The sequence below is a fragment of the Saprospiraceae bacterium genome (genome assembly GCA_016713025.1).
Lineage (GTDB): Bacteria > Bacteroidota > Bacteroidia > Chitinophagales > Saprospiraceae > OLB9.
The window spans coordinates 846,858-873,313 of the sequence record JADJPZ010000003.1 but is presented as its reverse complement, the minus strand read 5'-3'; the positions used below and the strand labels follow the sequence as shown (position 1 = coordinate 873,313).

Below are 26,456 nucleotides of genomic sequence, written 5' to 3'. Positions count from 1 at the left end.
TAAAATACCATTAGTCACCGCGGTTCAACCGCAATTTTGGACGTGGATGGCTGAATATTATTGTTGTACCATAGGGGAAGTCATGAATGTGGCCATGTCAGGGCTAAAATTAGAGAGCGAGACCAAGGTAGTTTTTAATGGCAATCTCGAAGACATAGGATCAGACGCTCTCTGATGACGAATATCTCAGCCGAGGCCGTATCTATCCAAAATGAGCTCACCATCCTCCAAATCCAGGAAATTCCAGATAAAAAAACGGTCTTCCTGATATTAAGAAATCCATTAGACAAAACGAAGATTATCTCCATCAAGGAAGAACCTAATCGAAAAATTCAACCCCAAACCGCCAGTCACCTGAATGAAATATATGTATCTGTACCTTCAAAACTGAACGATGCATTTGATCTCGTGGCAAGAAGTGAAAACACAACCAAAGCATTGCTAGCCTTGTTCAAATATCCAGAAATAAAATTACATTCAGGCTGTTTCTGATATCCGCAACTTGCTAATGTCGATACTCCGGTCATCAATGTTACGGTCAAAAAGGATATTTTCACTATCTCAAAACAGGTTTGTGAGTCGTATAAAAACAACGGAGCTTATCACCCTGAAACTGATATACAAATCACCAACTCAGCCACCAGCAGGAAGATGGCTTGAAAGATATCGAGCATCATTTTGGACAAACAAACCTGTGTCTTTCATGGTATTACCGAAGTGGTAAAACCAAAGTCTATACCGAACTCATCAAAAAGGTACTGGCAGAGTGAAAAGCAGGTATTGTATCTCTTGCTGGAAATAGCACTGACCAATCATATGGTTGATCGTTTGACAGAAGTTTTGGAAGTGACATCCTTGTGTATCATAGCAGGATGAACAATCAGGAACGGTAGAACTCTGGAATGCTGTAGATATTAGGTGAAAAAATAGTCATTGCAGCCAGAATCGGACTGTTCCTGCCATATATCCATCTTTGGGCCTGATCATCGTGGATGAAGAACATGATCCTTCGTTCAAACAGTCAGATCCCAACTGGGCGGTACAATGCACGGACGCTGGTATTTTATGAGCCGTCTGACTAATTCAAAATTATCTCGGCAGTGCCACGCCAAGCATGGAGTCTTTGCCAATACTGTCAACGATAAGTATGGTTTAGTAACTATGAATGAGCGACATGGAGATTCAGTATTACCGATAGTACAGGTGGTTGACCTGAGAAGGGAATATAAAGATAAAAGGTTTAAAGGGCTATTCAGTTCAGAATTAGTGGCTGCGATAGAAGATGCTTTGGAAAAGAAAGAGCAGATCCTGTTGTTTCAAAACCGTCGTGGTTATGCTCCAACACTGCATTGTCACATTTGCGGCTGGAAGGCGGAATGCACCAACTGTGATGTGCATCTCACAGTGCATAAAGCCTTCAATGAAGTGAGATGCCACTACTGTGGCACGAGAGCAAAACTACCCAAATAATGTCCTGCCTGCGGCAATCATGAGTTGCATGGAGACAGGATTTGGCACAGAAAAATAGAGTGACGATATCAGGAAACCTTCCGACGGCTACTGTAGCCAGGCTGGATCTTGATACCGCAAAACAAAGTTGGCTTTTGAGACTATTATCCATGATTTTGAAGAAGGAAAAATCGACATCCTTGTAGGTACTCAGATGATTACCAAAGGGCTGGATTTTGGCAATATCGCTTTGGTTGGAGTACTCAATGCCGATGCACTATTGAGATATCCTGACCTTAGAGCCAATGAAAGAGCTTTCCAGCTACTCACACAGGTATCCGGCCGCAGGAAGAAGGGCTAAACAAGGCAAAGTGATCATCCAGACATTTGATCCTGCCCATCCGGTGATTGTAGAGACAATGCATCACATGTATGACCGATTTTTTGAAAGAGAGCTCAGAAAGGAAAATGTTTTTGTATCCGCCATACTTCCGCATGATACAGATCGAGTTTTTACAAAAATGCATCTACATGTGCACATGCTGCAGCTGTTTATGCAGAAGCTGTAAAACAAATAGGAAGTCGTCTCATTGGACCTGCTACACCGGGTATAGCCCATAAGGGGTCAACATATATACAGCAAGTCACCGTCAAAATGGAAAAAGATCCAATCGCAGTAAAAAGTAAAAGCCATCATCATGGCAGAAAGGGATAAACTGCGACATATCAAGGCTTGTAGCACTGTAAGGGTCAATGTTGATGTGGATCCTTATTAGGAACGTGGAGAAATGGAACGTGGAGAAATGGAACGTGGAGAAATGGAACGTGGAGGATGGAACGTGGAGATGGAACGTGGAGGATGGAACGTGGAGGATGGAACGTGGAGGATGGAACGTGGAGTGATGGAACGTGGAGGATGGAACGTGAGAGATGGAACGGAGGATGGAACGTGGAGGATGGAACGTGGATGATGGAACGTGGAGGATGGAACGGAGGATGGAACGTGGAGGATGGAAACGTGGAGGATGGAACGTGGAGAAATGGAACTTGGGGATGGAAAATTTTGGGAGTGTAAGAAAGATTGTGTAAACTAGTATCAAGGAGTTGGCTTCCATCTGTGGGGTACCCCCACAGATGGAAAATTTTAATATGTTTGTGCGACCAAGTACAGACACATTTTTAACCTAACAAATTTAATAGTTATGCAAAGTAACAAATTTAATCTTAATCTCTGAATTTCTTCAGGATGTCAAGTCTCTTAATGATTTTGATAATGTTATGAATGGCCTTTACAAAGATGGCATTCAAGAACTTTAAAAAGCTGAACTAAGTCATCATTTAGGCTATTCAAAACACTCTGCCGATGGGATTAATTCAGGTAATTCCCGGAATGGGTCTTATAAGAAAAAGATACGCACTACACAAGGACAGGTAGAGTTGGATATTCCACGGGATCGTAACGGTGAATTTGAGCCTATCATTGTTCCCAAGGGCCAAACTACCACTGAGAAAGTAGAATCTGTCATTACATCTCTTTACAGCAGAGGTATGAGCACCGATGACATAACAGCTCAAATTCAGGAAATTTATGGCTTAGACGTTTCTAAAACCTTTGTTTCAGATATTACAAACAAAATGATTCCGGCTATCCAGGAATGGCAAAACAGACCTTTGGATAATACTTCATTACATCGTTTGGATGGATTGTATTTGTTTTAAAATCCGGCAGGATAATAAAATCATCAACAAGAGTATTTATATCGTTACAGGACTGAAAACCAATGGGATCAAAGAAGTTTTGGGCATCTGGATGAGCGCCAACGAGTCTGCCGCGTTTTGGCTTTCTGTCTTAAATGAGCTCAAAGACAGGGGCGTTAAAAGATGCTCATTGCATGCACTGACAATCTTACAGGATTCACTCAGGCCATTCAAACTGCTTTCCCCGATACCGTATCCCAGCTTTGTATCGTTCATCAAATCAGAAACTCTATGAAGTTTGTCCCATGGAAAGATAGAAGGGCCTTCCTGGCTGATTTAAAACTGTTTATGCCGCTTTTAAATATGGAAACTGCTCCATTGCTTTTGAAGCTTTAAAGCAAAATGGGGGTCTAAATATGCCTATGCCATTAAAAAGTTGAAGCAAACTGGTCAAATCTATCTCCCATGTTTCAGTATCCTACTAACATTCGTAAAATTATGTATACCACTAATACCATTGAAGGCCTCAACAGAGCCATCAGAAAATTTACCAAAACCAAAACACTTTTTCCAAATGATCAGGCAGCCTTGAAATCTGTATATCTTGCTATTCAGCAAATTCAAGTTAAATGGACAATGCCAATTCATAACTGGCATATTACTCATAATGAAATTTTAATTATCTTTGAGGATAATTTGATTCAGCCATAATTCTTTGAAGTTTTGTTTACACAAAATATTTTACAGCCTCGGAATTTTACCTTTCCACTCTGAAAGCTTCAACAGGAATTTCTGTTTTTCCTTCTGGACAATTTGTTTTACCAATAATCCAGTAGCTGCCAATGATATGCCCAACATGGCGTGGCCACCCGCAATAGTTACATTTTGATGATGCGGGCTGTTGCCTAAATACGGTAATCCATCCGGCGAACAAGGACGAAGTCCACTCCATACTTTTTTCCACTTGTGCCTCCGGGAGTGTGTAAATCAGGATAATAATCATTTGCCGCATCTACTATAGGTTTGACCCTTTTCATATTGATATCGCTATTGATGCCTGTCAGCTCCATAGTACCACCTACCCTAAGTGAATTGCCTAGTGGCGTCATGCTACTCTCGCATCTACTAAAATGGAAGGATGGGCCAAATTATAGGGCCTGTTATTATAGGTGACACTATATCCTTTTCCAGCTTGAAGCAAAAGACTGATACCAAGCTTAGCAGACAATATTTCCAGCCAAGAACCTACTGCTACTACCAAATGATCGCAAGTGATTTTGCCCTTATCGGTTATTACCGCTTTAACTTGTCCTGATTCTACTTCGAAATCCCGGACCTCATGTTGATATAAAATTTTTACACCTGCATAGGTCAGCCATTGAGTGATGGACGCCATCATGTGTAATGGATGAAGATGACAATCGATAGGAAAATAGACGCCCCCAATTACATCTACCGTGACAGCCGGTTCCATCTTTTGTATTTCTGACTGAGACATCACCGTCGCTTCCATTCCGTATTTTTTTGCTTCTCGGGCTAGTTCGGCTTCGTGGTGGCCGGTTTCTTCTGTTTTGTACAACATAAAGCAACCTTTGGTCTCCAATGAAAAACCCTTATTAAGATCATTGTTGAGATCGATAGTCAGTTTTCTGGATAATTGCAAGATATTATTGAGATGCGGAGCATTTTTGCAACAGTTTTTTCGTTGGCATTGGAGTAAAACTTTAGTCCCCATTTTACTAATGATGTGTCGAGCCTGGGCTTGATATAAAAAGGACTGGAGGAACTCAGCATCCATTTAAGCCCCTGAGCCACTATCCCCGGTGATGCCAAGGGTATAAAATGACTGGGAGAGATATATCCTGCATTTCCAAACGAACAATTGTTAGTGCCATCACTTTTCTCGATAATGGCAACTTCATGTCCTGCTTGAGTGAGGTAGTATGCTGTTGTCATTCCTATGACTCCGGCTCCGATTATGGTAATGTGCATTAAGTATTCTGTGTATTATTCATTAAAAAAGAAAGTGCTGATATATTATTATTTTATATCAGTAAAGATTTCTTCCAATTTGTAAGTCAAGTCAGGGAGTGTATATGATGTCACCTCATCATCCTGCGCGTAGGTTTTGATACGACGGTATTTATTGTTTTCAAGGATAAATACTTCGATGAGCTTTTCCTGAGGCATAACTATCCAATATTCCTTTACGCCTGCTTCTTCATATACATCATATTTCAGTTGAAGGTCCTTTTTACTGGTATGTGGAGACAGGATTTCTATAATCCAGTCCGGCACTCCAAAACAACCTGCATCCTCAACTATTTCAGGATTACAAATCACACAAATATCAGTTTGAACCACTGTAGTGGCTTTATCTCTTTTCTTATTGGCGATAGGTAGTATGACATCAAACGGAGCTATGAATGCTCTACATGTCGACTTTCTAAGCAATTGCCACATAGGCCCATGCAAATTCCCGGCAGCAATCTGGTGTGATGACCTTGGTGCTGGGCTCATTCTGAAAGATCTTACCGCGTATAAGCTCGACCATTTCTTCAAATTCAAATTTCATATAGTCGGCATAAGTATATTCAATACCATATTCACCCGCAGGCTCACTGACAACATTTTCTTTAATATTTTCAGACATATGTTTAAGATATTTTCTGAACACAAATATAAGACTGTTTTACATCTCAAAAGATAGATATCCGGTTTATAGGAAAATATATTTTTCAAATCACCTGAAATCCACCGGCATATGGATCGTCTTCAGGGTCAACAAGAATGGTATTGTACCCATATATTTTTGCCCAGCCTTCGATACCGGGAATGATGGCATCAAATGGTCCAACTTTGGTGAGTCCTTCGATTGTACCTGTAAACTTACTGCCAATAAAACTTTCGTGAACAAACTTATCGCCTTCTTTCAGTTTTCCTTTTGCGTACCACTGTGCCATTCTCGCCGAAGTACCTGTGCCACATGGTGATCTGTCGATGGCTTTATCACCATAAAATACCGCATTTCTGGCGGTAGAAGTTGGATCGATAGTGGCACCCGTCCACAATACATGGCTACACCAGTTGATATCGGAAATCTCGGGATGCTGAAATGTATATTTTTGGTTGATATCTGTACGTATTGCCCTGCTCCAGGATATGGAGTTGATCGGCTGTATATTTTTCAAATCCGGGATAATTCTGCTGCGGATCTATGATAGCATAAAAATTACCTCCGTAAGCGACATCAGCTGTTAATTCTCCAAGATCCGGGCAAACTATTTTTAAGTCTGCTTTATACAAAAACGAACCAACGTTCGTTAATTTGACAGATGTCACTTTACCCTTTTCATTTTGGTGATATACTATATGTACCAACCCTGCCGGGGTTTCCATTTTTATTTTGCCAGGATTACGAGGAGTGATAAGTCCTTCTTCAATGGCTATGGTGATAGTACCGATAGTACCGTGTCCGCACATAGGCAGACATCCACTGGTTTCTATGAATAGGACAGCAACATCATTTTGCGGGTCATGGGGTGGATACAGTATACTTCCGCTCATCATATCATGACCGCGGGGCTCGAACATGAGGCTTTTTCTGATCCAGTCATGATGTTCCAGAAAATAAGCTCTTTTCTCCACCATATTATTTCCAGTCAGGTCCGGACCACCTCCTGCTACCACACGTACAGGATTGCCACACGTATGCGCATCTATACAGAAAAACCGCTTTTTTTGCATCATTTATTTTTTATTCAGTTCAGGGTATATTTTTTGCCGGGCAGTGATCGCACCAGGCCCTTAAATTCGAGTTTGAGCAGCAGGCTTGACACAGAGGATGGGGACATTGCCATCTTATAAGTAAGTACATCAATTGTGATCTCTCTTGCATCTCTGATGATGGTCATCATTCTGGACTCGTCTTCTTCCAATTCGATAAACAATTGTTGTTGAACTACTTTTTGGCATCCAGTTCTTCCCATCTCATGACATAAGCAATATCAGAAGCGGATTCTATCAGATGCGCTTTATTTTGCTTGATGAGTTTGTTACATCCTTCCGAACGTTCATCATTGACAGGTCCGGGCAGAGCAAAAACATCTCTGTTAAAATCATTGGCAAATTCAGCTGAGATGATTGATCCGCCTTTTCGTTTAGACTCTATTACTACTACAACATCGCTCATGGCAGCAATGATTCTGTTGCGCATAGGGAAATTTTCTCTATCGGGAAGGGTGCCTGATGGAAATTCTGTGATGACACCTCCGTGATGCTGTATCATTTTTTTAGCCAAAGATGTATGATCAGAAGGATAAAACCGGTCAAGACCATGACCGAGGACACCCACAGTAGGTATGTCTGCTTCAAGGGATTTTTTATGCGCTGTAACGTCTATTCCATACGCTAAACCACTGATCAGCAGGATATCATAGGGTTTGAGTCCTTCGACTATTTTTTCACACATGACTTTCCCGTAGTCTGAAGGCTTTCTGGTACCGACAATGGCTACTGTCCGGTGATGGTTGAGTACTGCGCTGCCTTTATAATACAATATCAATGGACATGATTCGATTTGAAGCATACGTTTTGGATAGTTCTTGTCCAAGTAAGATAAAAGAGTTATGTCATTTTTAGCAATGAACTCCATCTCTTTTTCTGCTTCAAGCTGCAAACTGACAGGATCGAAATTTTCAGCTATGATAGGTCCTATACCGGGTATTTTTATCAGATTTTTTTTACTTTCTTTAAACACTGCTTCTATGCCTCCACAATAAGAAATAAGGTTTTTCCCTATGACAGGTCCAACTTTTGGTGTTTTTGTAAGTGCTATGAGGTATAAATACTCCTGACTGGTCATTGTAGAGACTGTGCTGCGGCTTTAAATCTTGCGGCTTCTGCTGCGTTTCCGTTTATTTCATACGCTTGCCCAAGGGCTATATTTACCTGCTTGTTTGCTGGTTGAATTTCATAAGCATATTTGAGAAAATCAACTGAATACTTCCTTCTCATATCGTTAAACTGCATCAATTCCTGACCCACTTCAAGATAAAATGGAAATAACTCCTCATTATGGCTTCCTTTTAAATAATCACTAAATTCTTTAATAAAACCAATATCAGGCCGACGCAGGATAACAGGTCGAATGCCTTCAATGTACTTTTTGATATCTTTGTCAAACTTGTACCGCTCAGATACTACACCCAGTACCATCAGATTGCCATTGAGGTAATCCGGAAGTATATCCACCGCCTTTTGAGCATATTTTTCTGTCCTGTCTATAAGTTTTCTTTTTTCTTCAATATTTTCTGTCACCTTGAATTTTTCAAAAAGCGCAGTTGCTAAAAATGAATTAGCGCGAGCACTATTAGAGGATATTGCTACGGCGGCCTCATTGAGTGAAAGTGCATCTTTCCACACTGGCACCCTAACAAATGTCTTGGCACCATACCCCATAATTGCAATTAAAGCTATAGCCAGTCCTGCTTTGTAACCATACTTAGGAGACAAAGCCGGGAGATGTTCCATTAAAAAATAGGCAACAGCAATACAAAACCCTGCTGAGGCCATAAATATGAATCGTTCATTCATAAATGTGCCAAGGTTGATCACAAAGTTGGACACGATCGTGAGAGCAAACAAGTAAAACCAAATGGAATATGAGTAAACCGTCTTTTGTCTCCATCCCTTGAATGCCAGGATGGCCAAACTAATATAAGTAAATAATGAAAGTAAGGGAATAGGTTTAAATACGCTGATCTTCGGAATGGCATATGGATAATAATCATGAGACAGTGGATGTGGCCAAACCATGAGTTGAATGTACTTGAGTAACGTGTACATGATACTCCCCAGTTTTTGGTCAGGTTTCATGCTCAGAAATGGGTTATTCATGATGTCTTTGATCTCCTGACTGAATTTTGGGACACCTGCCATATTGAATCGAAGCACAAGATACAAGACTGTAGTGATCAATAGCCACATTACTAGTTTCCCGAGCTTGCTCCAGTCAGGTTTGCTAAAAAAGTATATGCTCAAAGGAATGATAGCCAAAAAGGTGATGGCATTCTCTTTTGATAGTAAACCTAAAAAATAGCTTACCATGCTTATCGACAGCCATTTTAGGCTACTATTGTCTATAAACCTCATTGCTCCATAAAGAGCCCCCAATGAAAACAACATGGCCATGATTTCATCTCTGCCTTTGATATTTGCTACAGCTTCAGTATGTATGGGGTGAGCGATAAAAATCAATGCACCAACAAATGGGACAGAAAACCACCATTTGTTACCGGTGAAATTTCTAAACATGGGCGCCAGCACCATCCATAAGAGAATGCCTGTCAAACCATACAATAAAATATTGATAAAGTGACTGAATACCGGGTTTTCCTTTCCGAAAATACCATATTCAACTGCAAAAGTGGCAATTGATAAAGGACGATACCGGTTACCTTGGACCAATTCTTTTTTCTCTCCGAAATATCCCGTAAAACTCTCCGTGGTAAAGATATCCCAGACACCACCGAAACCTTGTTTTGTAAACTTGTTTTCCTGAATAACAATCAGATCATCCAGCACATACCCATAAGAAATGCACTGGAAATATAACACATAACTCAGCACCATGATCACTACCGAAACAGGAATCCAGCTTTTCAGTACATCACTATTAAAAAAACTTCCCTTGGTATGGGCAATAGGATCTGCAATGACAGCCTGAACTCCAACTATCTTCCCCTTATTTTCAGTGGGTTTTATTTTACTTTTTGCCATAGAAAGAGATGTTTGTTACGTGTGTATAACAAATTTCACAAATTCATATTTTCTTCCCCGCTATCCCTGCCTGGCTATGTAGGCAGGCAGGCTCATTCCCTAAAGTGACGACCCACACAATCCAACCACATTTTTACCGTCTACTAAGAATAATACCGAAAACTTACAATTTGATAAACACACTTTGTTACAGAAACTGCAAAGATTCGCAAATTTCATTTATTTTTGCGTATCTTTTTAATTTTTCTAAACAACTTCCATGCTCCAACGCAGAATTATCTTCTTATTTTTTTTCACGCTGATTTATTTGAATGTCCTGGTGAGTCAGTTAAATATAAAAGTTGGATATACCGGAGGGTTTACTTCTGCTCACGATCTAAATAATATCGTTAGGAAATTTAATGAAGATTTTATAGGAAAATATGGCGGCAGACTTGATGACGCTTTAAATGAAATAAGATCAATGCACGGCTTGGAGATAGGATTGAGATACAGGATCAACAGAGTGGGTTTTGAGCTTTCATGGCACAATATGAGCGATAAAAGTGATGTATTTGGTCAATTGAATGATAAGACGAGCTTCCAGGACAAATGGTTTGTGAGCCTCACAGAATACTCACTAGGAGTGGAAAACTATTTTGGAAAGGTCGGCTATGGTGCTTCTATAGGCCATAGAACAGCAAGGGCAAAAACAGATATATTTGGAGCACCAAGAAAAAAGAAATCTGTGACTTCGGAATCAGGATATGCCAGTAAGTTTTATCTCCTGTTCCAGTTTCCCGGAGAGAAAGTAGGTATAGCCTTCAAACCCTATGTGCAGGTACCACTCAGCAATCTGGATATGAGCAGTTTTGATCAGGAGCTTAATGTCCAGCTGGACAAAAACTATGTAGCTGCCAAACCTCTTGATGAAAGGTTTTTTTTGTACGGAATTTCAATCGTTCTGTATAACGGAAGACAGTAATTATTTTTCTCGAGTAAAGTATTTTACTAAATTCTCGTCACAAACGAGGCCATTCAGTCATCATGTCTAAAGTTAAATTTACTTGCATTCACTCAAACATGAAAATTTAAACACACTCTTAATTGTTTAATGCATTTTTAATTTCCTTCTCAAAATCACAATCTTTAAAATAGAAAACTATATCTATCAAATTATTCCTTAAGAGTGTCTAAACTTTTACCTAAAAATCTTAAATGAATTTCCTATTCCAGACCAAAATTACTGCAAAATAAGGCACTACGTTCATTTTTGACTTCGCACCATAGCGATGCTACAGCATAGCTGCACACGGTATGATTTGTAGTCAAAAATGCTTATTTTATTGTACTTTTGATCTTCATTACGGAACTCATTTTAGATATTTAGGTTTTATAGATTTACAACTAAGAAAAATTTAAAGCATACTCTTAATAGTTGATTTACCTGAAAGATATATCATTTTGAAAAATATTTTTCAAATCGTTGTAATAGGCAATACGTCGCTACCCCAGGCAGCACTAGTTTAACCTTTCGAAAAAAATAATTTCAATTTGATTGCGAATTGATTTTATTGTGGAGTTCCGTTAGCTATCCAGCATTCTATCAATTTAATGGAAGCATCAGGAAGTTTACTTCCGCCTTGAGGCATTTTGTCGGCACCACTCTCATGCTTGATAGACTTTAAAAACTTACTATTAGCAGCACCTGATTTTGTGCCATTGTAGCTGCTCAGGTCATACCCTGCAGCCTTTGTCGAAGCACTGTGGCAACCAGCTGATGCGCAGGAGGCATTCATAATAGTGGCAACATTGTTAGTATATGTGGAGACCACTGTAGAGCATGATGCGTTACTTTCAGTTGTACTGTCTTTTGTACATGTGATAAATGTAGTAAGAATGACCACAATCGAGAACGTTTTAAGAATGAATTGCATAATAGGATTAGATTTTAATTGATAAACGGGAAAAGATCATATGTATTGTAAGGAACAGAAAAAGATTTTGTCCTCAAAATAAATTAAAAAAAATAGGCCTGCCTAATGAAAAGCAGTCCTATTCTTATTTAGACAATGGTGATTGGTTAACTATTTAGATAGTATAATGATGCTACCTGGAGGTATACCCTTAGTTTCATCAATGTTGTTTAGGCTGATCAATGAAGCAAGCGGAATGTTTTTTGCTTCTGCCACATCTGCCAATGATTCTTTTTACCTAATTGATATAGTTTGAATCGCTCTCTACCCTGAAGTATGCCTTGTGGTAAATTTTTATAAATACTACTATCTTTCAGGTTATCCCTGGTCATGACGATCTCTTTTGTCAAAAAAGTTATATAGTCTTTAGGTGACCTTGGAACAGCAATTGCAATACGTGTATCAACCAATTCTGGTCTTTTTTGTGAAAGGGGGTTGTATACCAGCTGACCTACTGATTTATACTTTTCAATATATGCCATCATTTTATGGTCAGGCAAGGTCAAGGTGAAGTATTGATCTTCTTTTGGCTCCGGAATATAATCTTTTACATACACTGGGTTAAGTATTTGCAATAGGTTATAATCGATTTCAAATTCTTTACTCAATTTCTGTAAATCGGTCTTTTGAAAAATTTTAACTGTAGAAGTATACCTGAGTTCATCGGAAACCTGAATGGGATTAAGATCATGATGGTAGTAATAGTTTATCAGATACATAGCCGCAATAAATCTTGGAATGTACTTTTTAGTTTCATTTGGGAGATGTTCTGCAACTGTCCAATAATTTTTACTTCCTCCAGATTTTTTTATGGCTTTATTGAGACGTCCGGTTCCACAGTTGTATGCAGCTAATGCTAATGTCCAGTTGCCATACGTTTCATATAGTAACTGAAGATAATCAGTGGCTTTTTCAGTGGACATTATAATATCTCTCCTTTCATCGATATGTCTGGTAATATTAAGTCCATACATCTCGGCAGTTCCTTCCATAAATTGCCACATTCCGGATGCCCCTTGTCTTGATTTGGCTCTGGGCAATAAGGCTGATTCAATGACAGCAATGTATTTGAGATCTTCGGGTAGATTTTTCTCTCTCAGTACGTTTTCTATCACTGGGAAATACATGGATGCTCTTCCAAGTATAACCTGGCTGTCATATCTCCATTTTTCAACAGAATAGTTTACTTGAGTCAACACTTCTTCAGTGATGCGCATGTCTATGATAGTGTTAAGACTTTCTAATCTTGTGATGATTTCAGCATTATTGGGGGATTTTGTAAATGCCGTTATCGATACAAAGTTAAGAAAACACACTATCACAAAATTTTTTGTGATATTCATTAATGTGTTCATGGTAAAAATTAAAGGGTCGTTTTTGGGTTTAAAAAAATTATTTCAGATCATCGTCATTCTGTTGGTTTAACTGCTGAATGATGATTGTAAATAATTCGGGACGCAAAGGTATGACTAAAAGCACTTTTAAATCAGCCTAATATAATTGTTAACAAATTATTATCTGTAATTAACTGTTTTTCAACTATTGTGCCAAACTTTATTCTGAAATATTTTTGGGTGTATACCCTGTAAAATTGATAAGTGTAAAACCTGATAAGTAAACGAAGCCTTCTTATGTTTATTGCCAAATAAAGTGGTAATGGATATTAATGAGTTTGTAAAGGATACATAAAAGTGTGATGTTTTGCCCCTATACTAAACAAAAAATTGAAAGCAAAAATTTATTATCAAAATTATTTAATTTACAATACAATATAATTTAAAAATTTGCAGAATATTTTCTGTTCACAATAATAAGTTCGTAGGGAAGATTATGGACAAATACATTTAAAAATTCGGATTATTATTAAAATCAGAAAAATTCAAAAAATCTTTCTACAATCGTTTCCACAATCGTTTTCTAACTTCAAAACTCCAGACTTCTTGCAGATTAAGAGGCGGTAGATTTGAAGACCATGACTAAATTAGTACCCTGAAATATCGCAATAGACTCATTAAGGACGACTAACAATTTTTGTATAGCTTGGTTAAATCTTCCTTTATCACGTTGGATGCCTAAAAAAATGTGTGTATAACAAATTGCACAAATACTTAAATTCCCTCGCTACCCTCATTCCCTAAAGAGCCTGTCAAGCTACGCTTGAGACGATCCACGCCAATGCTTTCAATATTAGTGCTGGTCTCCACTTTAGGGGTTGGGGGTAAGTATAGGCAAATGTAGCAAGTTAATTTTTTTCACAAAAGTGCAATATGTTATACACACTAAAAAAATCAGTGTTGTATGCTATTAAGACTTAACAATACGTATTCTAAAAATACAAACAAAATTCAGACCAAGTACCGGATTTTACCCTTCATACAAGCCCACACTGCCCCCTACCCAATCCTTGTCTTTGTTGTATTTTACTCCTATCATCTTTCCTTTTGACAGGCTCACCAGATTGACTGCGACATGGGGTCTCTCGTCTTTTTCAGGCCATACCATAAGCATTCTTAACTCTACTTTGACCGGATCGTTGGGTGATTGCAGTACCGGTTCGTAATTGACTTTTTTCTGAAGGATATAATTGGATTTGTCTGATATGGCTTCGATATCTTCTTTGGTGACATCTATGATCACACCCGCACCTGCAAATGAAAACAATGGTTTAAGCACATAATTTTCAAGGTCTGAAGGAATTTCTTTCAGTTCGTTTAAAAAAAGTGTTTCAGGAACAAACCTGCTCTTGAGATAGGGCATGATATACTTGCTGATCCTGAAAAACCAGTTGGGATGGCCTACCCACTTCACATCCAGGTCATCGGTAAATTTAAACTGCATCTGCAGATCTGTCCTTTGGTGAAGTTCATCAAATATGACTCTGTTGTAGATTTTTTCGATCTTCTGTTTATCCCCATTTTTGTCTATGTAGTACAGGCTTCGACCCTCCTTCATCACTTTGGTGACACAGACCACAGGAATGCCCAATTCTATAGATGTAGCCAATAGGTCGATATAAGTATTTTGTAATTCGGGTTCAATTTCAAGCAAAACTACGTTTTTGGGATCCGAGTCGCCTACGATGATATCATACATTAGTTTTTTATAAGATGATTCATCATATCCATTGAAGTAGGGAGTTAGATTGGCAGGCAGATCATAGTATTTTTTGTAAGCTATCGTAGCCATGTACTGGAAAAAGTAGACCGATGGAAATCCCTGAATTTCAATGAGCATAGGAAACGGGTCTCCATTTTGATCCAGACAAATGCCAAAATCCATCTGAAGAAAAGTCGTATGATCATCTTCACCTGGCACAATGATATTTTCATCGTAGAGTGCTCCCTGTGATATTTTTTTTCAGGTCTGGTCGCAGGATCAAATCCGTGATTTCCTCACATGCCTCCAGCAACCTTTCTTTCAATATTTTTGGAATAAAAAACGGCGTTTCTGCTTCCCTGAAGTTGGGTTTGTGGTTATACATATCCTGCAGCCCTTGTTTGAATACTTCAAATCTCTCTGCTGTAAAATCCGCATTAAATTTCTTTCTGATTTCAGGTATCATACCAATACTGCATTTCTGGCATAAATAGAGTCAAGAGCATTCTCAATAAACAATGGTAAAATGGTATCGTGTGTGAGTTCGATCTTATCAGGATCATCTATGTGGTCCATCATCAGATCATACTTGGCCTGACCAAAATTTTTGATGACCTGCTCTTTAACCTCAGGTTTTTCAAAATGTATTTTCATACCTATAGGGTCGGCCTCCGGATGAAATTGAGTGCCTATAAATTCATCAGAAAATCTTACGGCCATGATGGCTCTTTCGTATTCGACATGTGTTCTTATTTTCTCAAGTGCCAGGATCTTGGCCCCATGCATCCTGAAGACATCCAGATCAGGTTGTATCAGCTGATAATCTCTACTATCAACTGCCCACATTGGATCGGGCAGATTCTTGAAAATAGCATCGTTTTCACCATATCTTGTTTGATGTACGGGCATGATACCAAAAGATGTGGACTTCCTGGGCACTATTGTTCCCAATTCAAAAAAGTGACATGCCATCTGAAAGGAGTGGCAGATAAAAAAAACATATTTTTTATGATGATGGTTTTCCAGATTGTAGTCCCAAAGATCTCCGACTAGTTTGTACCATGCTTTGTCCCAGATACCGTCACCCACTAGAGGATTGCCAGGTCCGCCACTGGATATATACACATCATAACTCAGGTCCGGAACTTCGTCTTTACTACGAACATCAAATTCATCAATTTCAAATGCGCTGCTATACATGGCAGTAATATCTCTGATACATCGCATACCCTGATTGGGTCTGCCATCATTCATATCAAGTATTGCCAATCTAAGTTTTTGCTCCATTGCGATATCTGACTATTGTAATAAATGCTGAAAAGCAACCTATTTTTTAGGTGATGCTTTTTTAGCAGGTGCAAATATATCACTTATAAATGTACCCCAAGTAAGATTATTCTGATTTGCTTTATGATTTTTTGCTTTTTCTATCGCCATCTCTGCTGCATTCTCTACTATCCAGTCAAAATTGGCCTGACCAACAGAGTTGATATCAGCATCCGGAGCAGGATTACAAAAGTCAATGGCTATCGGAATACCATCACGGATGGCAAACTCCACAGTATTAAAATCATATCCCAAAGCATGACACAGCTTGATGGTATAATCTCTGACTGTGGCTAATAGTTTTTCATCTTTGGTAGGATTATCCACTACATATCGCAGATGATGAGGATTGCGTGGTTCATATGGCATGACATGAACTCTGTCACCTGCCAAATAGTAACATCTGAAATAATGGTCAAATACAATTTCCTCCTGAAGCAGCATGACCAACTGATCTGTTTCTGCATGCTTGGCCCAAAGATCTTCCGGGCTTGTCACTTTATATACACTCTTCCATCCACCACCTGAATGTGGTTTCATGTAAGCGGGAAATTTGATATAGTCAAATATTCTCTCCCAGTCAGTTGGAAATTTGAGATTACGGAAAGATTGCTCAGAAGTATCATCCGGTCTGTTGAATGATGGCAGGAGTACTGTATTGGGTACCGGAACACCTACGGTCTTGGAAAGGCAATTATTGAAAAACTTTTCGTCAGCGCTCCACCAGAATGGGTTGTTGACCACAGCAGTACCCATCAAAGCAGCATTCTTGAGATATGCTCTGTAAAAAGGCACATCCTGAGAAATTCTGTCAATGATGACAGCATATTCTGTTGGATCTGCTTGCTCGACGACGTCAACTTGTACCGCTTCAGCCGTGATACCTTTGACCTTTTTTGAGTTTACTCTATCAATAAAAGCTTGTGGGAAGGTATTTTCCTTGCCAAATAATATTCCTATTTTCTTCATGGTGACTTGTTTTTTAATTTATGATATATTGTGTTCGTTTGGCAAAGTTAAAAAAATCTTTCAATTGCATTTCTCCAATTATGATAATAATTCAGAATTATTTCTATCTGAAAAAAAATAATCGTTGTTAAAAATTCTGGCAACATTAAGAAATACTATATTTACATAATTATATGGTCTGAAATTTTATCTCATCCATTAGTATAAATAGAAATCATAACCTCATTAACAAATAAAAAATGGAGATTGCTGAGTGTTTTGTTACAAAGACTTTTTCTACTATATCCATCACTAGAAACAGCCAGACTCACATTGTGAGAAAGCTTTTAAGTCGAGTTTTCATCCTGGAAAACAACTCCTTTATAACCGACGCCATCAAAGATAAAATCTTTCAGCCCTTTTTTATTACCAAACCCACCGGGCAGGGGACAGGCTTAGGATTATCTTTGGCTTATGATAATGTGAAGGCGCATGGAGGTGAGATCGCAGTCGAATCCAATACAATTACTGGTACTACATTCACAATTAATTTAAACATTTAATCACTTTAAAAAATCAAATAATGAAATTCTTAGTAGTAGATGATGAAAAAGATGTTGAAATCCTGTTTCGGCAAAAACTCAGAAAGGAAATCAGAAGCGGAGAGATTGAAATAGAGTTTGCATTTTCGGCCCAGGAGGCCATGGATATATTGCACAGTCAGGATCCGCCTGACGTAGTATATATATTTTCAGATATCAATATGCCTGGTATGTCAGGATTGGATATGCTTGAAAAAGTCAAAGCAGAATTTCCTTTTATCAAGGTAAGTATGATATCGGCTTACGGAGACAGCGAAAACTATGACAGAGCGATGAACTCGGGAGCTTCTGGATTTTTTACAAAACCTATTGATTTTGACAGGCTTAAATCTGAAATTGATGAGTTGATAAAATCATACTAACATCTCTGAAAATATGATAAAAAAATTTGAAAATATTTGTTTTTAGTTCCTTGATGACATTTTATTTTTTTGCGCAATGTCAGGAGCATAGAGATCGGTATATAGACAGTCTGTTTAAAAAATCCGAGTATTACGGGACTAATAAAATTGATAGTTGCATAGTCATAGGAAATCTGCTCATCAATTATTCCACACAAATTAATGATGCAGAAGGTATCGCGTTAGGATATTTTTGTTTGTCACGCTATCAGGATAGAGTGGGAGATTATGCCGCTGCTGCCGAATATGCGACGAAGGGTTTAGAGCTATATGAATCCATGCATGGCTTGGATAAAAAAATTCTGTTCAAACTCAATAACCAACGGGCCATCTGTTACAGATTGATTGGACAGCCTGAAATATCATTGGAATTGTTTAACGAAGGGTTAAGCATGGTTGATAAATATCACTTATCCGGTTATGATGTTTTATTATTGAATGCCCACCTTGCCAATGTCTATCTCGACTTTCAAAAATATGATACAGTAAAAATGTACTGCGGATTAGTAAGGGATACTATTCCTACTATCAGAAATACGAATATGCTTGCAGCAAGAAATAATGCCTTAGGCAGAGTAGCGATGGAATTGGGTAATTTTAGAGATGCCCTTCGCATCCATAAACAAACTGTCGCATTTTGCACTCAATTTAATAATCAGTTTTTCCTTACGTCAGCCAACCAACAGATAGGTCAAATATTTTTGCAAAACAACAACATCGACTCTGCAGTCATCTATGCCAAAAAGTCGATAGACATGGCTATACAAAATCAATCTCACCGGCACATATATACCGCGGGTCAGGTATTGGTGTCTTGTTATGAAATGTTGGGGCAAAGGGATAGCACACTGAAATATTTGAAACTCCAGACAAAGGCTTATGATTTATTATACGGCAAGGATAAGGTAGCTCATTTATTGATGCTGAACAATAAAATTAAGCTTAAAGAAAAAGATTCCACTATTAAGCTTGAAAAAGAAAAATCAAGAAACAGGATTGTATTGCTCACTTTAATGTTAATATTTATATCTCTTGGCTTGTTATTTATATACTCTCGTAGCCGGCAAAAGTCAAAATTCAATAAAGTACTGGAAGATCAATTTCATAAAATAGAAATAAAAAATGGTGAATTGGAACAGGCTTTGTCTGAACTCAAATCCACACAGGCCCAACTCATCCAATCCGAAAAAATGGCAAGCCTAGGAGAACTCACCGCCGGCATTGCCCATGAAATACAAAACCCATTGAACTTTGTCAATAATTTCAGTGAAGTAAGTAATGAATTGATAGAAGAAGTATTTGAAGAACGGAGCAAGGAGAAGGGAGCTAGGAACGAGGAGCTGGAAAATGAAATTTTGACTGATATCAAAGAAAATTTAACCAAAATCAACCACCATGGCAAACGAGCCTCCGACATCGTCAAAGGTATGCTCGAGCACTCCCGCACGAGCACAGGCATTAAAGAAGCCACCGACATCAACGCCCTATGTGACGAATATCTACGCCTTGCCTACCATGGTTTAAGAGCAAAAGACAAATCCTTCAATGCCACCATGGAAACCCATTTTGACCCCAACCTTCCGAAGATTGATGTCATCCCACAAGATATCGGCAGAGTCCTGCTAAACCTCATCACCAACGCATTCTATGCTGTCAACGAGAGCCAATCTGTTAAATTTGGCAAAGCAATCTGGCGATGCGAATTTGACAGATTTTACATACGAGCCAAAAGTATCTGTGAGAACAAAAGGGATGATCACCCCTTTAGTTATACCGTTGATTTTATAATATTTGGCGGTGTTTTTTATTACCAAGTTCAAACAAATTTATATGTTTGCACTTGGTAATGGTTTTGATCTCGTGCGCAACTCTTCAATTGAGTTTTGAGACTCTTCCATTGCCTTTTTTATTTTATTTTCTGCTCTTCGAGAAACTGGTGCGTTTTGCATCTTTTCTAGCTCTGCCTTATAATCTGCGGTTTCTTTTTCCAACTTCTCTATTTGCTGATCTGCGTCTACTGGTTTGTTTTTTTGTGTTTTAGGTTTTGATGAATCGTATGCCTCTTTGTTTGTAAGCATACCATAGATCACTCTTGTTAACTTGTTCATTATTACACCTAAAGCATCGTTATAGGTCTTACCTTTCGCTCTTTGATTTGAATATACCTCTTTAAAATAAGGGTCATACATAATCGCATTTTTAGCTACCATGTATATTGTACCCCTATATGAACTACTTCCTTTTTTGCTCATTTTAGGTTTCTTTGATATATCACCACTTGTATGGTTTTCTGGGTGTACTCCAAAATAGCAACAAAGTGATGCGGCACTGTTAAATCGATTTATATCTTCTATTTCTATGCTTAATGACACTGCTGACTCGATGCCGCAACCAGGAATTGTGACTAATAAATCCGCTAAGTCGTTGGCTCCGTGTTTAGCAAGCTCTGATTGAAGTTCTTTGATCTGGGTGGAGAATAAGTTAATAGTTTGGGCCAATGTTTTAATATTTAGCTCAGTAAGTATCGTATTACCCGACCCTGAATCTAGCTTCACCGCTTTTTGGATGGCCTCAGCCTTCTCCATGGTTAACCCTTTGATTTTAGCCAATGAAGCTGTTTTCGCATTTAATATCTTTGCCTTTGATGGATACTTTTGAAGTACTTTATACATGTATTTTGGCATGCCATTTTTACTAAAAGTTAAAAGACCAGGAATACAACTATACACTACTTTCTCAAGTTGGTTGATATTTCTCGTCTTTTGTTTAATAAATCCTTGTATAGTTTTGTGCATCTGTTTCGCAGTATAAAAATGTAAGGATCTAGGCTTGGCTTTCTCTAGTTCCTCATAATTTTCAGATACATGCCTAGCTATAATTTCACTACTGATGGCGTCATTAATATTGCGATGCATATTCTTTTTTTGACTCATGATGTGTCCGCAACGGATTAATCCTGAACATGATGATTCGCTTATCAAAACTTACCAATTGATTATACCAATTGTTTTCATACCCACCGGTACTTTCAATAGCCAAATAAATTTTATCAATAGACAAAAGTGCCTGTGATAAGACTTTTTTTGAGTTCATCAAGACCGGATTGATTATCAATAAAATTCATCCTGCGATTGGTAAATTCATTACCCTTCGAAATTAAACTGAAATCACAATAACCTTTACTTGCGTCCAGTCCTCAAATCCAACTTTCATACATAAATTACTTTAAAATGTGTTAAAAAAAGTGTCAAGCCTTACATTCCCTTATATTATACGATATCAATGTATCAAGTTATACCTCATGATTAAGCTTGGCGAAAGGGACACTAAAGGACGATATCTAAGTATCAAGGGGTGTTCCCCTTCAACCGCCAAGTTATAAATTATTTGTTTATCTTGAAACCATTAATTTTTAAAATGCAAACATATAAGGGCCCGGGGGTGAGCAGAGCAAAAATGAAAGCATTCAAATCTCTATCTCAGACAATGGCTCCGGCATTCCAACACATGTCAAAGATAAAATCTTTCAACCCTTCTTTACTACTAAACCCACCGGGCAGGGAACTGGATTGGGCCTTTCTCTCGCTTATGATATTGTGAAGGCGCATGGCGGGGAGTTAAAGGTAGAAACGAATGAAGGGGAAGGAAGTGAGTTTATTATTTCATTACCTGATTGACCATAGTTGAAAACCAAAAATTACTTAAAATGAAAAAATTAATAATTCTTCTTGCCTTATTTAATATCATTTCATTAAATATTTGTTCCCAAATAAGTCCGTTTTTAGAGAAATACTATCAAAAGCTACAGCATCCGATAGATGACACAACAAAAATTTTAACCTTGGCTCATTTGGGTTATTTATATAGAAATATGGATATGGATTCTTCCATTGTATATAATAATAAAGCATATGAGCTGTCCAAAAAAATTAATTACCCTAAAGGACTGGTGCTAAGTCTTATTAATACTGCCTGGGTTTACAGATTTTCAACAGATTATGTCAATGCTTTCAGCACAGTAAAAATTATTGATTCGATAGCGACAAAAAATAATCTGCAATCTGGCATCATAGGCAGTAATATAGTAAAAGGGTTATTAAATATTGATTTAAAAAATTTTAAACAGGCTGAAAGTATTCTCTCAAAAGCATTAATGGAGGCAAAAAATATTAATGATTACTCTCAAGAGCATTTGGCTCGTTTGTTTTTAGCTGACCTTTATAACTTACAGGGTATGAAAAAATCAGAACTACAGGCTTCAGTCAAATTACTTCACTTGGTTCAGGAACGTAAAAACATAGGAGGAACACCTATCGCATTGTCAAAGGTAGCTCGTGCATACTTAGTCAACAATCAATTAGATAGCTCTATTCTTTACATCAATCGTACCATTAATGCAGCTATAAATATACAAAATACCAGAACCATTATGCACGGACATCAATTAAAAGGGGAATATTATAATAAAGTTAATCTACTGGATTCTGCTATTATACATACTGAAAAAGCATATAACATAGCCATTGCATATAAATATTATAAAAATGCTATGGAATTAAGTCATTTATTGGCAAATCATTATACTTCTAAAGTAAATTTTGAAAGAGCACTTTATTTTAGAAATAAGGAAAGTCAGTTTAAAGATAATGTACAAGGTGTTGAAAAATTTATGAATCTTCAAAAATTACTTATTGACCAAAAAGAACAAGTCTTTTTACTCCAAAAAAGAGAAATTGAATCTGCCTCCCTTAGGGCAAAGTATATTTTTATAGGTTTGTTGACCTTTGTATTGGCCGCTTTTGGAATCCAATGGTGGAACAATAAAAAAATCAGGAAATTAAACCATCTTGAAAAAATGCAAAGAGAAATGGCCGAACATAATTTAGAATTATTGCGCTCCACCCAAGCCCAACTCATCCAATCAGAAAAGATGGCAAGTCTAGGAGAGCTCACAGCCGGCATCGCCCATGAGATACAAAACCCATTGAACTTTGTCAATAATTTCAGTGAAGTAAGTAATGAATTGATAGAAGAAGTATTTGAAGAACGGAGCAAGGAGAAGGGAGCTAGGAACGAGGAGCTGGAAAATGAAATTTTGACTGATATCAAAGAAAATTTAACCAAAATCAACCACCACGGCAAACGAGCAAGCAATATCGTCAAAGGTATGCTCGAACACTCCCGCACTAGCACCGGTACAAAAGAAGCCACCGATATCAATGCCCTTTGTGACGAATATTTACGCCTGGCCTACCATGGTTTAAGAGCGAAAGACAAATCCTTCAATGCCACCATGGAAACCCATTTTGACCCCAATCTACCGAAGATAGATGTCATCCCTCAAGATATCGGCAGAGTCCTGCTAAACCTCATCACCAACGCATTCTATGCTGTCAACGAGAGAGCCAATCTGTTAAATTTGGCAAAGCAATCTGGCGATGCGAATTTGACAGATTTTACATACGAGCCAAAAGTATCTGTGAGAACAAAAGGGATGATCACCCCTTTAGGGCCCGGGGGTGAGCAGAGCAAAAATGAAAGCATTCAAATCTCTATCTCAGACAATGGCTCCGGCATTCCCGACACGATTAAAGACAAAATATTTCAACCTTTCTTCACTACCAAGCCAACAGGCCAAGGCACGGGTTTGGGATTGTCTTTGGCGTATGATATTGTGAAGGCACATGGTGGGGAGTTGAAAGTGGATAATAATAACGATGAAGGATCAATTTTTATAATAGAATTGCCATTAGTAAGATTAACAAATTAAAAAACAACTCTCCAAATGATTAAACATTTGAAACCTATTATACAATCAGTAGTCCTGCTGCTATTTTTTACATCTTCAGTAACAGGACAAAAAACTAAGCCAGTTGATTCTTTAACTATCTATCTTAATAACATCAAGTCCCCTGCTGACACCAATATTATATATAAGGTTTTTGAGTGGCTCTATAAATGCGAAGAAGATATATTGTTGACAGATGATGTGATGACCAAAATTAGGCAATTGAAAAATAAAGTTGACGAAGATGATTATCATGATATAGCGACGATCTATTTCTACGCTCTTATAAACAAAAATACACCTGCTTCAAATGAAAAAGCTATTGCAGTTATGCAACAATGGTTGACACAGAATGAAAATAGTAAATCAAAATATGGGCACTATAATTATTTAAGTATACTCCGGAATATCCGCCACCCTTTTAGAAATTCAGGTAAACTAAATGAATGCATTGAATACTTTACTGCGTCTGAAAAAAAATATTTGAGTGTACAAGACTCTGAAGCTGTTTCTATAGTATACACTGTGCTTGCTTCTTCTTATAATAAGTTGGGCCTGATTGAAAAAGCAAAGTACTATCAACTCAAATCAATTGCCTTCTTAAATAATAGCCAGAAAGATTACAACATCCATCTTGGCGCAACATCTTTTGGCATTTCCGGCAAAGTTAACAGGTTTGCAGTTTTAGGGAGTTATTATATTGAACAAAAAAAGCCAAACATTGCCATAGGGTATCTTAATGAAGCAATAAAATTTTACAACCAACTCGATGAGCCTATGCTGATGACAGATGTACCCTACATATTTTTACAATTGGCAAGGTGCAAAACTCTTGAAAAAAGTAACAATAGCAGCAGCTATTATGATACTGCGCTAAAGTATATGAAAGAATATAATGAACAGCCAGCAATATATGCTCACTATTATCAGGAAAAAGCAGCAGACTATATCAGTAAAAATGTTTTGGATTCAGCTTTGATCAATATCAACAAATCTATTCAACTTAAAGATTCATTCAATCTTGGCATCATAAGTTCTTATGGTGAACTGCTAACTGGTTTTTATAAAGCTACCATTCTGATTAAGAAAGGTAAAGCAAATGATGCTATAACAATATTGCAAAGTGAGAACAAAGAAATTAGAGTATTAAACAATGTCAACCTATTGATTGAAGAACTTTCTTTATTGGCTGAGGCATACACAGCAAATGGCAATACACAGGAAGCATACAAAACAATGAAAGAAGCATTTTTACTAAAAGAACAATTGGTCGCCGAACAAAATGATAACCGTTCACTCAATTTTGAAACAGAACAGAAAATGCAGGAATCGGAAAATGCCATTGTATTATTGGATGCAAAGAACAAAACAAATCAAAAAATAAAGTATTATCTATATGGTATTGTGGCTTTGCTGGCACTATTTGTAATTGGGCTGGTAGTTTTTTATTCAAACAAAAGAAAGACTAATAGACAATTGGCCTTAAAAAATGAAAGACTTGTTTACACTATTCAAAAATTACAATCCACCCAAGCCCAACTAATCCAATCCGAAAAAATGGCAAGTCTGGGAGAGCTCACAGCCGGCATTGCACATGAGATACAGAATCCGTTGAACTTTGTCAATAATTTTTCAGAAGTCAGTAATGAATTGATAGAAGAAATTTTGGAAGAAAGGAGCAAGGAGAAGGGAGCGAGGAACGAGGAGCTGGAAAATGAAATTTTGACTGATATCAAAGAAAATTTAACTAAAATCAACCACCATGGCAAACGTGCCTCCGACATTGTAAAAGGCATGCTCGAGCACTCACGCACCAGCACCGGTACAAAAGAAGCCACCGACATCAATGCCCTTTGTGACGAATATCTACGCCTTGCCTACCATGGTTTAAGAGCAAAAGACAAATCCTTCAATGCCACCATGGAAACCCATTTTGACCCCAACCTTCCGAAGATTGATGTCATCCCACAAGATATCGGCAGAGTCATGCTAAACCTCATCACCAACGCATTCTATGCTGTCAACGAGAGAGCCAATCTGTTAAATTTGGCAAAGCAATCTGGCGATGCGAATTTGACAGATTTAGATTACAAACCCACCGTATCCATCACTACCCAACTAACAGCTGATAAACATCTGGAGATAGCGGTAAAAGACAACGGCAACGGTATTCCTCAAAAAATCCTCGATAAAATATTCCAACCCTTCTTTACCACCAAACCCACGGGTCAAGGCACAGGTTTAGGTTTGAGTCTGGCTTATGATATTATTACCAAAGGGCATGGCGGGACTTTGGAAGTAGAAACAAAAGAGGGAGAGGGGACGACATTTATCACTCAGATACCAACCCATTAAATCATCAATATGAAGTCAATCAAAATTCTAACGTTTCTTTTGTTTGTATGTATTCATT

At 37.9% G+C, this 26,456-nt stretch carries 25 protein-coding genes and 7 pseudogenes; 15 read left to right on the top strand and 17 right to left on the bottom strand.

Annotated features, from left to right (window positions below):
• Positions 1-46: 46 nt before the first annotated feature.
• The 8 genes and pseudogenes from IPK35_06520 (at position 47) to IPK35_06485 (ending at position 3,858) form a co-directional block, all read left to right on the top strand.
• Complete coding sequence (locus IPK35_06520) at positions 47-175, top strand: hypothetical protein (GenBank protein ID MBK8052923.1); 129 nt, start codon at positions 47-49, stop codon at positions 173-175.
• Positions 175-492 carry a hypothetical protein gene (locus IPK35_06515; GenBank protein MBK8052922.1) on the top strand — a complete coding sequence of 106 codons (318 nt, stop codon included), beginning with the start codon at positions 175-177 and terminating at the stop codon, positions 490-492. The genes IPK35_06520 and IPK35_06515 overlap by 1 nt, the downstream gene beginning before the upstream one ends.
• A 186-nt stretch (positions 493-678) precedes the next feature.
• Positions 679-876, top strand: a complete 198-nt coding sequence (locus tag IPK35_06510; protein ID MBK8052921.1) for a hypothetical protein — start codon at positions 679-681, stop codon at positions 874-876.
• Positions 877-1,044: 168 nt separating this feature from the next.
• Entirely contained in the window at positions 1,045-1,470 is a 426-nt protein-coding gene (locus IPK35_06505; GenBank protein MBK8052920.1) for a hypothetical protein, read from the top strand.
• Positions 1,471-1,597: 127 nt separating this feature from the next.
• Positions 1,598-1,810: a hypothetical protein gene (locus IPK35_06500; protein MBK8052919.1), complete on the top strand. Its 213-nt coding sequence runs from the start codon at positions 1,598-1,600 to the stop codon at positions 1,808-1,810.
• The gene (locus IPK35_06495; protein MBK8052918.1) at positions 1,755-2,018 is read left to right on the top strand and encodes a hypothetical protein; all 264 of its coding nucleotides are present in this window, start codon (positions 1,755-1,757) and stop codon (positions 2,016-2,018) included. The genes IPK35_06500 and IPK35_06495 overlap by 56 nt, the downstream gene beginning before the upstream one ends.
• 333 nt (positions 2,019-2,351) lie before the next feature.
• Positions 2,352-2,543, top strand: a pseudogene (locus tag IPK35_06490) (hypothetical protein).
• Positions 2,544-2,670: 127 nt separating this feature from the next.
• Positions 2,671-3,858 (top strand): annotated as a pseudogene (locus tag IPK35_06485) (IS256 family transposase).
• 30 nt (positions 3,859-3,888) lie between these two features.
• Here IPK35_06485 and IPK35_06480 read toward each other — a convergent pair.
• From IPK35_06480 to IPK35_06440, 9 genes and pseudogenes are all read right to left on the bottom strand, one after another.
• Positions 3,889-4,104: pseudogene (locus tag IPK35_06480) on the bottom strand (FAD-dependent oxidoreductase).
• Entirely contained in the window at positions 4,053-4,256 is a 204-nt protein-coding gene (locus IPK35_06475) for a hypothetical protein (GenBank protein MBK8052917.1), read from the bottom strand. Before IPK35_06475 ends, IPK35_06480 begins: the two are co-directional and overlap by 52 nt.
• Positions 4,253-4,810, bottom strand: a complete 558-nt coding sequence (locus IPK35_06470; protein MBK8052916.1) for an FAD-binding oxidoreductase — start codon at positions 4,808-4,810, stop codon at positions 4,253-4,255. The genes IPK35_06475 and IPK35_06470 overlap by 4 nt, the downstream gene beginning before the upstream one ends.
• Positions 4,789-5,139 (bottom strand): FAD-dependent oxidoreductase, encoded by a 351-nt coding sequence (locus IPK35_06465; GenBank protein MBK8052915.1) that lies wholly within the window; start codon positions 5,137-5,139, stop codon positions 4,789-4,791. Before IPK35_06465 ends, IPK35_06470 begins: the two co-directional genes overlap by 22 nt.
• Before the next feature lie 48 nt (positions 5,140-5,187).
• A pseudogene (locus IPK35_06460) lies at positions 5,188-5,800 on the bottom strand (Uma2 family endonuclease).
• A gap of 85 nt (positions 5,801-5,885) precedes the next feature.
• Positions 5,886-6,894: pseudogene (locus tag IPK35_06455) on the bottom strand (4-hydroxyproline epimerase).
• 14 nt (positions 6,895-6,908) lie between these two features.
• Positions 6,909-7,136 (bottom strand): hypothetical protein, encoded by a 228-nt coding sequence (locus IPK35_06450; protein MBK8052914.1) that lies wholly within the window; start codon positions 7,134-7,136, stop codon positions 6,909-6,911.
• Positions 7,109-8,011 (bottom strand): DNA-protecting protein DprA, encoded by a 903-nt coding sequence (gene dprA / locus IPK35_06445; GenBank protein ID MBK8052913.1) that lies wholly within the window; start codon positions 8,009-8,011, stop codon positions 7,109-7,111. The genes IPK35_06450 and dprA overlap by 28 nt, the downstream gene beginning before the upstream one ends.
• On the bottom strand, positions 8,008-9,927 hold the full coding sequence (locus tag IPK35_06440) for a hypothetical protein (protein ID MBK8052912.1): 1,920 nt from the start codon (positions 9,925-9,927) through the stop codon (positions 8,008-8,010). The genes dprA and IPK35_06440 overlap by 4 nt, the downstream gene beginning before the upstream one ends.
• A 259-nt stretch (positions 9,928-10,186) precedes the next feature.
• Here IPK35_06440 and IPK35_06435 point away from each other — a divergent pair, with 259 nt between their 5' ends.
• Complete coding sequence (locus tag IPK35_06435; protein ID MBK8052911.1) at positions 10,187-10,891, top strand: hypothetical protein; 705 nt, start codon at positions 10,187-10,189, stop codon at positions 10,889-10,891.
• Between the two features lie 586 nt (positions 10,892-11,477).
• On the opposite strand, the gene IPK35_06430 is transcribed toward IPK35_06435, so the two are convergent.
• The 6 genes and pseudogenes from IPK35_06430 to IPK35_06405 form a co-directional block, all read right to left on the bottom strand.
• Positions 11,478-11,843: a hypothetical protein gene (locus IPK35_06430; GenBank protein ID MBK8052910.1), complete on the bottom strand. Its 366-nt coding sequence runs from the start codon at positions 11,841-11,843 to the stop codon at positions 11,478-11,480.
• A 150-nt stretch (positions 11,844-11,993) separates the two neighbouring features.
• Positions 11,994-12,107, bottom strand: coding sequence for a hypothetical protein (locus IPK35_06425; GenBank protein ID MBK8052909.1), 114 nt, complete (start codon positions 12,105-12,107; stop codon positions 11,994-11,996).
• Positions 12,062-13,237, bottom strand: coding sequence for a lytic transglycosylase domain-containing protein (locus IPK35_06420; GenBank protein ID MBK8052908.1), 1,176 nt, complete (start codon positions 13,235-13,237; stop codon positions 12,062-12,064). The genes IPK35_06425 and IPK35_06420 overlap by 46 nt, the downstream gene beginning before the upstream one ends.
• Positions 13,238-14,246: 1,009 nt before the next feature.
• A pseudogene (locus IPK35_06415) lies at positions 14,247-15,444 on the bottom strand (hypothetical protein).
• Positions 15,441-16,265: a GMP synthase gene (locus tag IPK35_06410; protein MBK8052907.1), complete on the bottom strand. Its 825-nt coding sequence runs from the start codon at positions 16,263-16,265 to the stop codon at positions 15,441-15,443. Before IPK35_06410 ends, IPK35_06415 begins: the two are co-directional and overlap by 4 nt.
• Positions 16,266-16,304: 39 nt before the next feature.
• Positions 16,305-17,273: a hypothetical protein gene (locus tag IPK35_06405; GenBank protein MBK8052906.1), complete on the bottom strand. Its 969-nt coding sequence runs from the start codon at positions 17,271-17,273 to the stop codon at positions 16,305-16,307.
• Between the two features lie 380 nt (positions 17,274-17,653).
• On the opposite strand from IPK35_06405, the pseudogene IPK35_06400 reads away from it, so the two are divergent.
• From IPK35_06400 to IPK35_06390, 3 genes and pseudogenes are all read left to right on the top strand, one after another.
• Positions 17,654-17,815 (top strand): annotated as a pseudogene (locus tag IPK35_06400) (histidine kinase).
• Positions 17,816-17,835: 20 nt separating this feature from the next.
• Positions 17,836-18,216 carry a response regulator gene (locus IPK35_06395; GenBank protein MBK8052905.1) on the top strand — a complete coding sequence of 127 codons (381 nt, stop codon included), beginning with the start codon at positions 17,836-17,838 and terminating at the stop codon, positions 18,214-18,216.
• 53 nt (positions 18,217-18,269) lie between these two features.
• Entirely contained in the window at positions 18,270-20,102 is a 1,833-nt protein-coding gene (locus IPK35_06390) for a two-component sensor histidine kinase (GenBank protein MBK8052904.1), read from the top strand.
• Here the strand turns inward: IPK35_06390 and IPK35_06385 are convergent.
• Positions 20,082-21,170 carry a transposase gene (locus IPK35_06385; GenBank protein ID MBK8052903.1) on the bottom strand — a complete coding sequence of 363 codons (1,089 nt, stop codon included), beginning with the start codon at positions 21,168-21,170 and terminating at the stop codon, positions 20,082-20,084. The two genes, IPK35_06390 and IPK35_06385, sit on opposite strands and share 21 nt — an antisense overlap.
• Entirely contained in the window at positions 21,154-21,348 is a 195-nt protein-coding gene (locus tag IPK35_06380; GenBank protein MBK8052902.1) for a hypothetical protein, read from the bottom strand. Before IPK35_06380 ends, IPK35_06385 begins: the two co-directional genes overlap by 17 nt.
• A gap of 371 nt (positions 21,349-21,719) precedes the next feature.
• Between IPK35_06380 and IPK35_06375 the strand changes: the two genes are divergently transcribed.
• The 3 genes from IPK35_06375 (at position 21,720) to IPK35_06365 (ending at position 26,398) form a co-directional block, all read left to right on the top strand.
• Entirely contained in the window at positions 21,720-21,932 is a 213-nt protein-coding gene (locus tag IPK35_06375) for a hypothetical protein (GenBank protein ID MBK8052901.1), read from the top strand.
• A 752-nt stretch (positions 21,933-22,684) separates the two neighbouring features.
• Positions 22,685-24,025 carry a hypothetical protein gene (locus IPK35_06370; GenBank protein MBK8052900.1) on the top strand — a complete coding sequence of 447 codons (1,341 nt, stop codon included), beginning with the start codon at positions 22,685-22,687 and terminating at the stop codon, positions 24,023-24,025.
• A 1,338-nt stretch (positions 24,026-25,363) separates the two neighbouring features.
• Positions 25,364-26,398: a two-component sensor histidine kinase gene (locus IPK35_06365; protein MBK8052899.1), complete on the top strand. Its 1,035-nt coding sequence runs from the start codon at positions 25,364-25,366 to the stop codon at positions 26,396-26,398.
• The last annotated feature ends 58 nt before the right edge of the window (positions 26,399-26,456 follow it).

What these genes read in the sequence shown, in the direction of transcription:
- IPK35_06405 (MBK8052906.1), bottom strand. Translation starts at nt 17,273, where the DNA reads ATGAAGAAAATAGGAATATTATTTGGCAAGGAAAATACCTTCCCACAA.
- IPK35_06395 (MBK8052905.1), top strand. Translation starts at nt 17,836, where the DNA reads ATGAAATTCTTAGTAGTAGATGATGAAAAAGATGTTGAAATCCTGTTT.
- IPK35_06370 (MBK8052900.1), top strand. Translation starts at nt 22,685, where the DNA reads ATGCACGGACATCAATTAAAAGGGGAATATTATAATAAAGTTAATCTA.
- IPK35_06505 (MBK8052920.1), top strand. Translation starts at nt 1,045, where the DNA reads ATGCACGGACGCTGGTATTTTATGAGCCGTCTGACTAATTCAAAATTA.
- IPK35_06465 (MBK8052915.1), bottom strand. Translation starts at nt 5,139, where the DNA reads ATGCACATTACCATAATCGGAGCCGGAGTCATAGGAATGACAACAGCA.
- IPK35_06475 (MBK8052917.1), bottom strand. Translation starts at nt 4,256, where the DNA reads ATGACGCCACTAGGCAATTCACTTAGGGTAGGTGGTACTATGGAGCTG.
- IPK35_06450 (MBK8052914.1), bottom strand. Translation starts at nt 7,136, where the DNA reads ATGGGAAGAACTGGATGCCAAAAAGTAGTTCAACAACAATTGTTTATC.
- IPK35_06380 (MBK8052902.1), bottom strand. Translation starts at nt 21,348, where the DNA reads ATGAACTCAAAAAAAGTCTTATCACAGGCACTTTTGTCTATTGATAAA.
- IPK35_06440 (MBK8052912.1), bottom strand. Translation starts at nt 9,927, where the DNA reads ATGGCAAAAAGTAAAATAAAACCCACTGAAAATAAGGGGAAGATAGTT.
- IPK35_06420 (MBK8052908.1), bottom strand. Translation starts at nt 13,237, where the DNA reads ATGAACACATTAATGAATATCACAAAAAATTTTGTGATAGTGTGTTTT.
- IPK35_06385 (MBK8052903.1), bottom strand. Translation starts at nt 21,170, where the DNA reads ATGCATCGCAATATTAATGACGCCATCAGTAGTGAAATTATAGCTAGG.
- IPK35_06520 (MBK8052923.1), top strand. Translation starts at nt 47, where the DNA reads ATGGCTGAATATTATTGTTGTACCATAGGGGAAGTCATGAATGTGGCC.
- IPK35_06410 (MBK8052907.1), bottom strand. Translation starts at nt 16,265, where the DNA reads ATGGAGCAAAAACTTAGATTGGCAATACTTGATATGAATGATGGCAGA.
- IPK35_06435 (MBK8052911.1), top strand. Translation starts at nt 10,187, where the DNA reads ATGCTCCAACGCAGAATTATCTTCTTATTTTTTTTCACGCTGATTTAT.
- dprA (MBK8052913.1), bottom strand. Translation starts at nt 8,011, where the DNA reads ATGACCAGTCAGGAGTATTTATACCTCATAGCACTTACAAAAACACCA.
- IPK35_06365 (MBK8052899.1), top strand. Translation starts at nt 25,364, where the DNA reads ATGCAGGAATCGGAAAATGCCATTGTATTATTGGATGCAAAGAACAAA.
- IPK35_06390 (MBK8052904.1), top strand. Translation starts at nt 18,270, where the DNA reads ATGACATTTTATTTTTTTGCGCAATGTCAGGAGCATAGAGATCGGTAT.
- IPK35_06430 (MBK8052910.1), bottom strand. Translation starts at nt 11,843, where the DNA reads ATGCAATTCATTCTTAAAACGTTCTCGATTGTGGTCATTCTTACTACA.
- IPK35_06515 (MBK8052922.1), top strand. Translation starts at nt 175, where the DNA reads ATGACGAATATCTCAGCCGAGGCCGTATCTATCCAAAATGAGCTCACC.
- IPK35_06495 (MBK8052918.1), top strand. Translation starts at nt 1,755, where the DNA reads ATGAAAGAGCTTTCCAGCTACTCACACAGGTATCCGGCCGCAGGAAGA.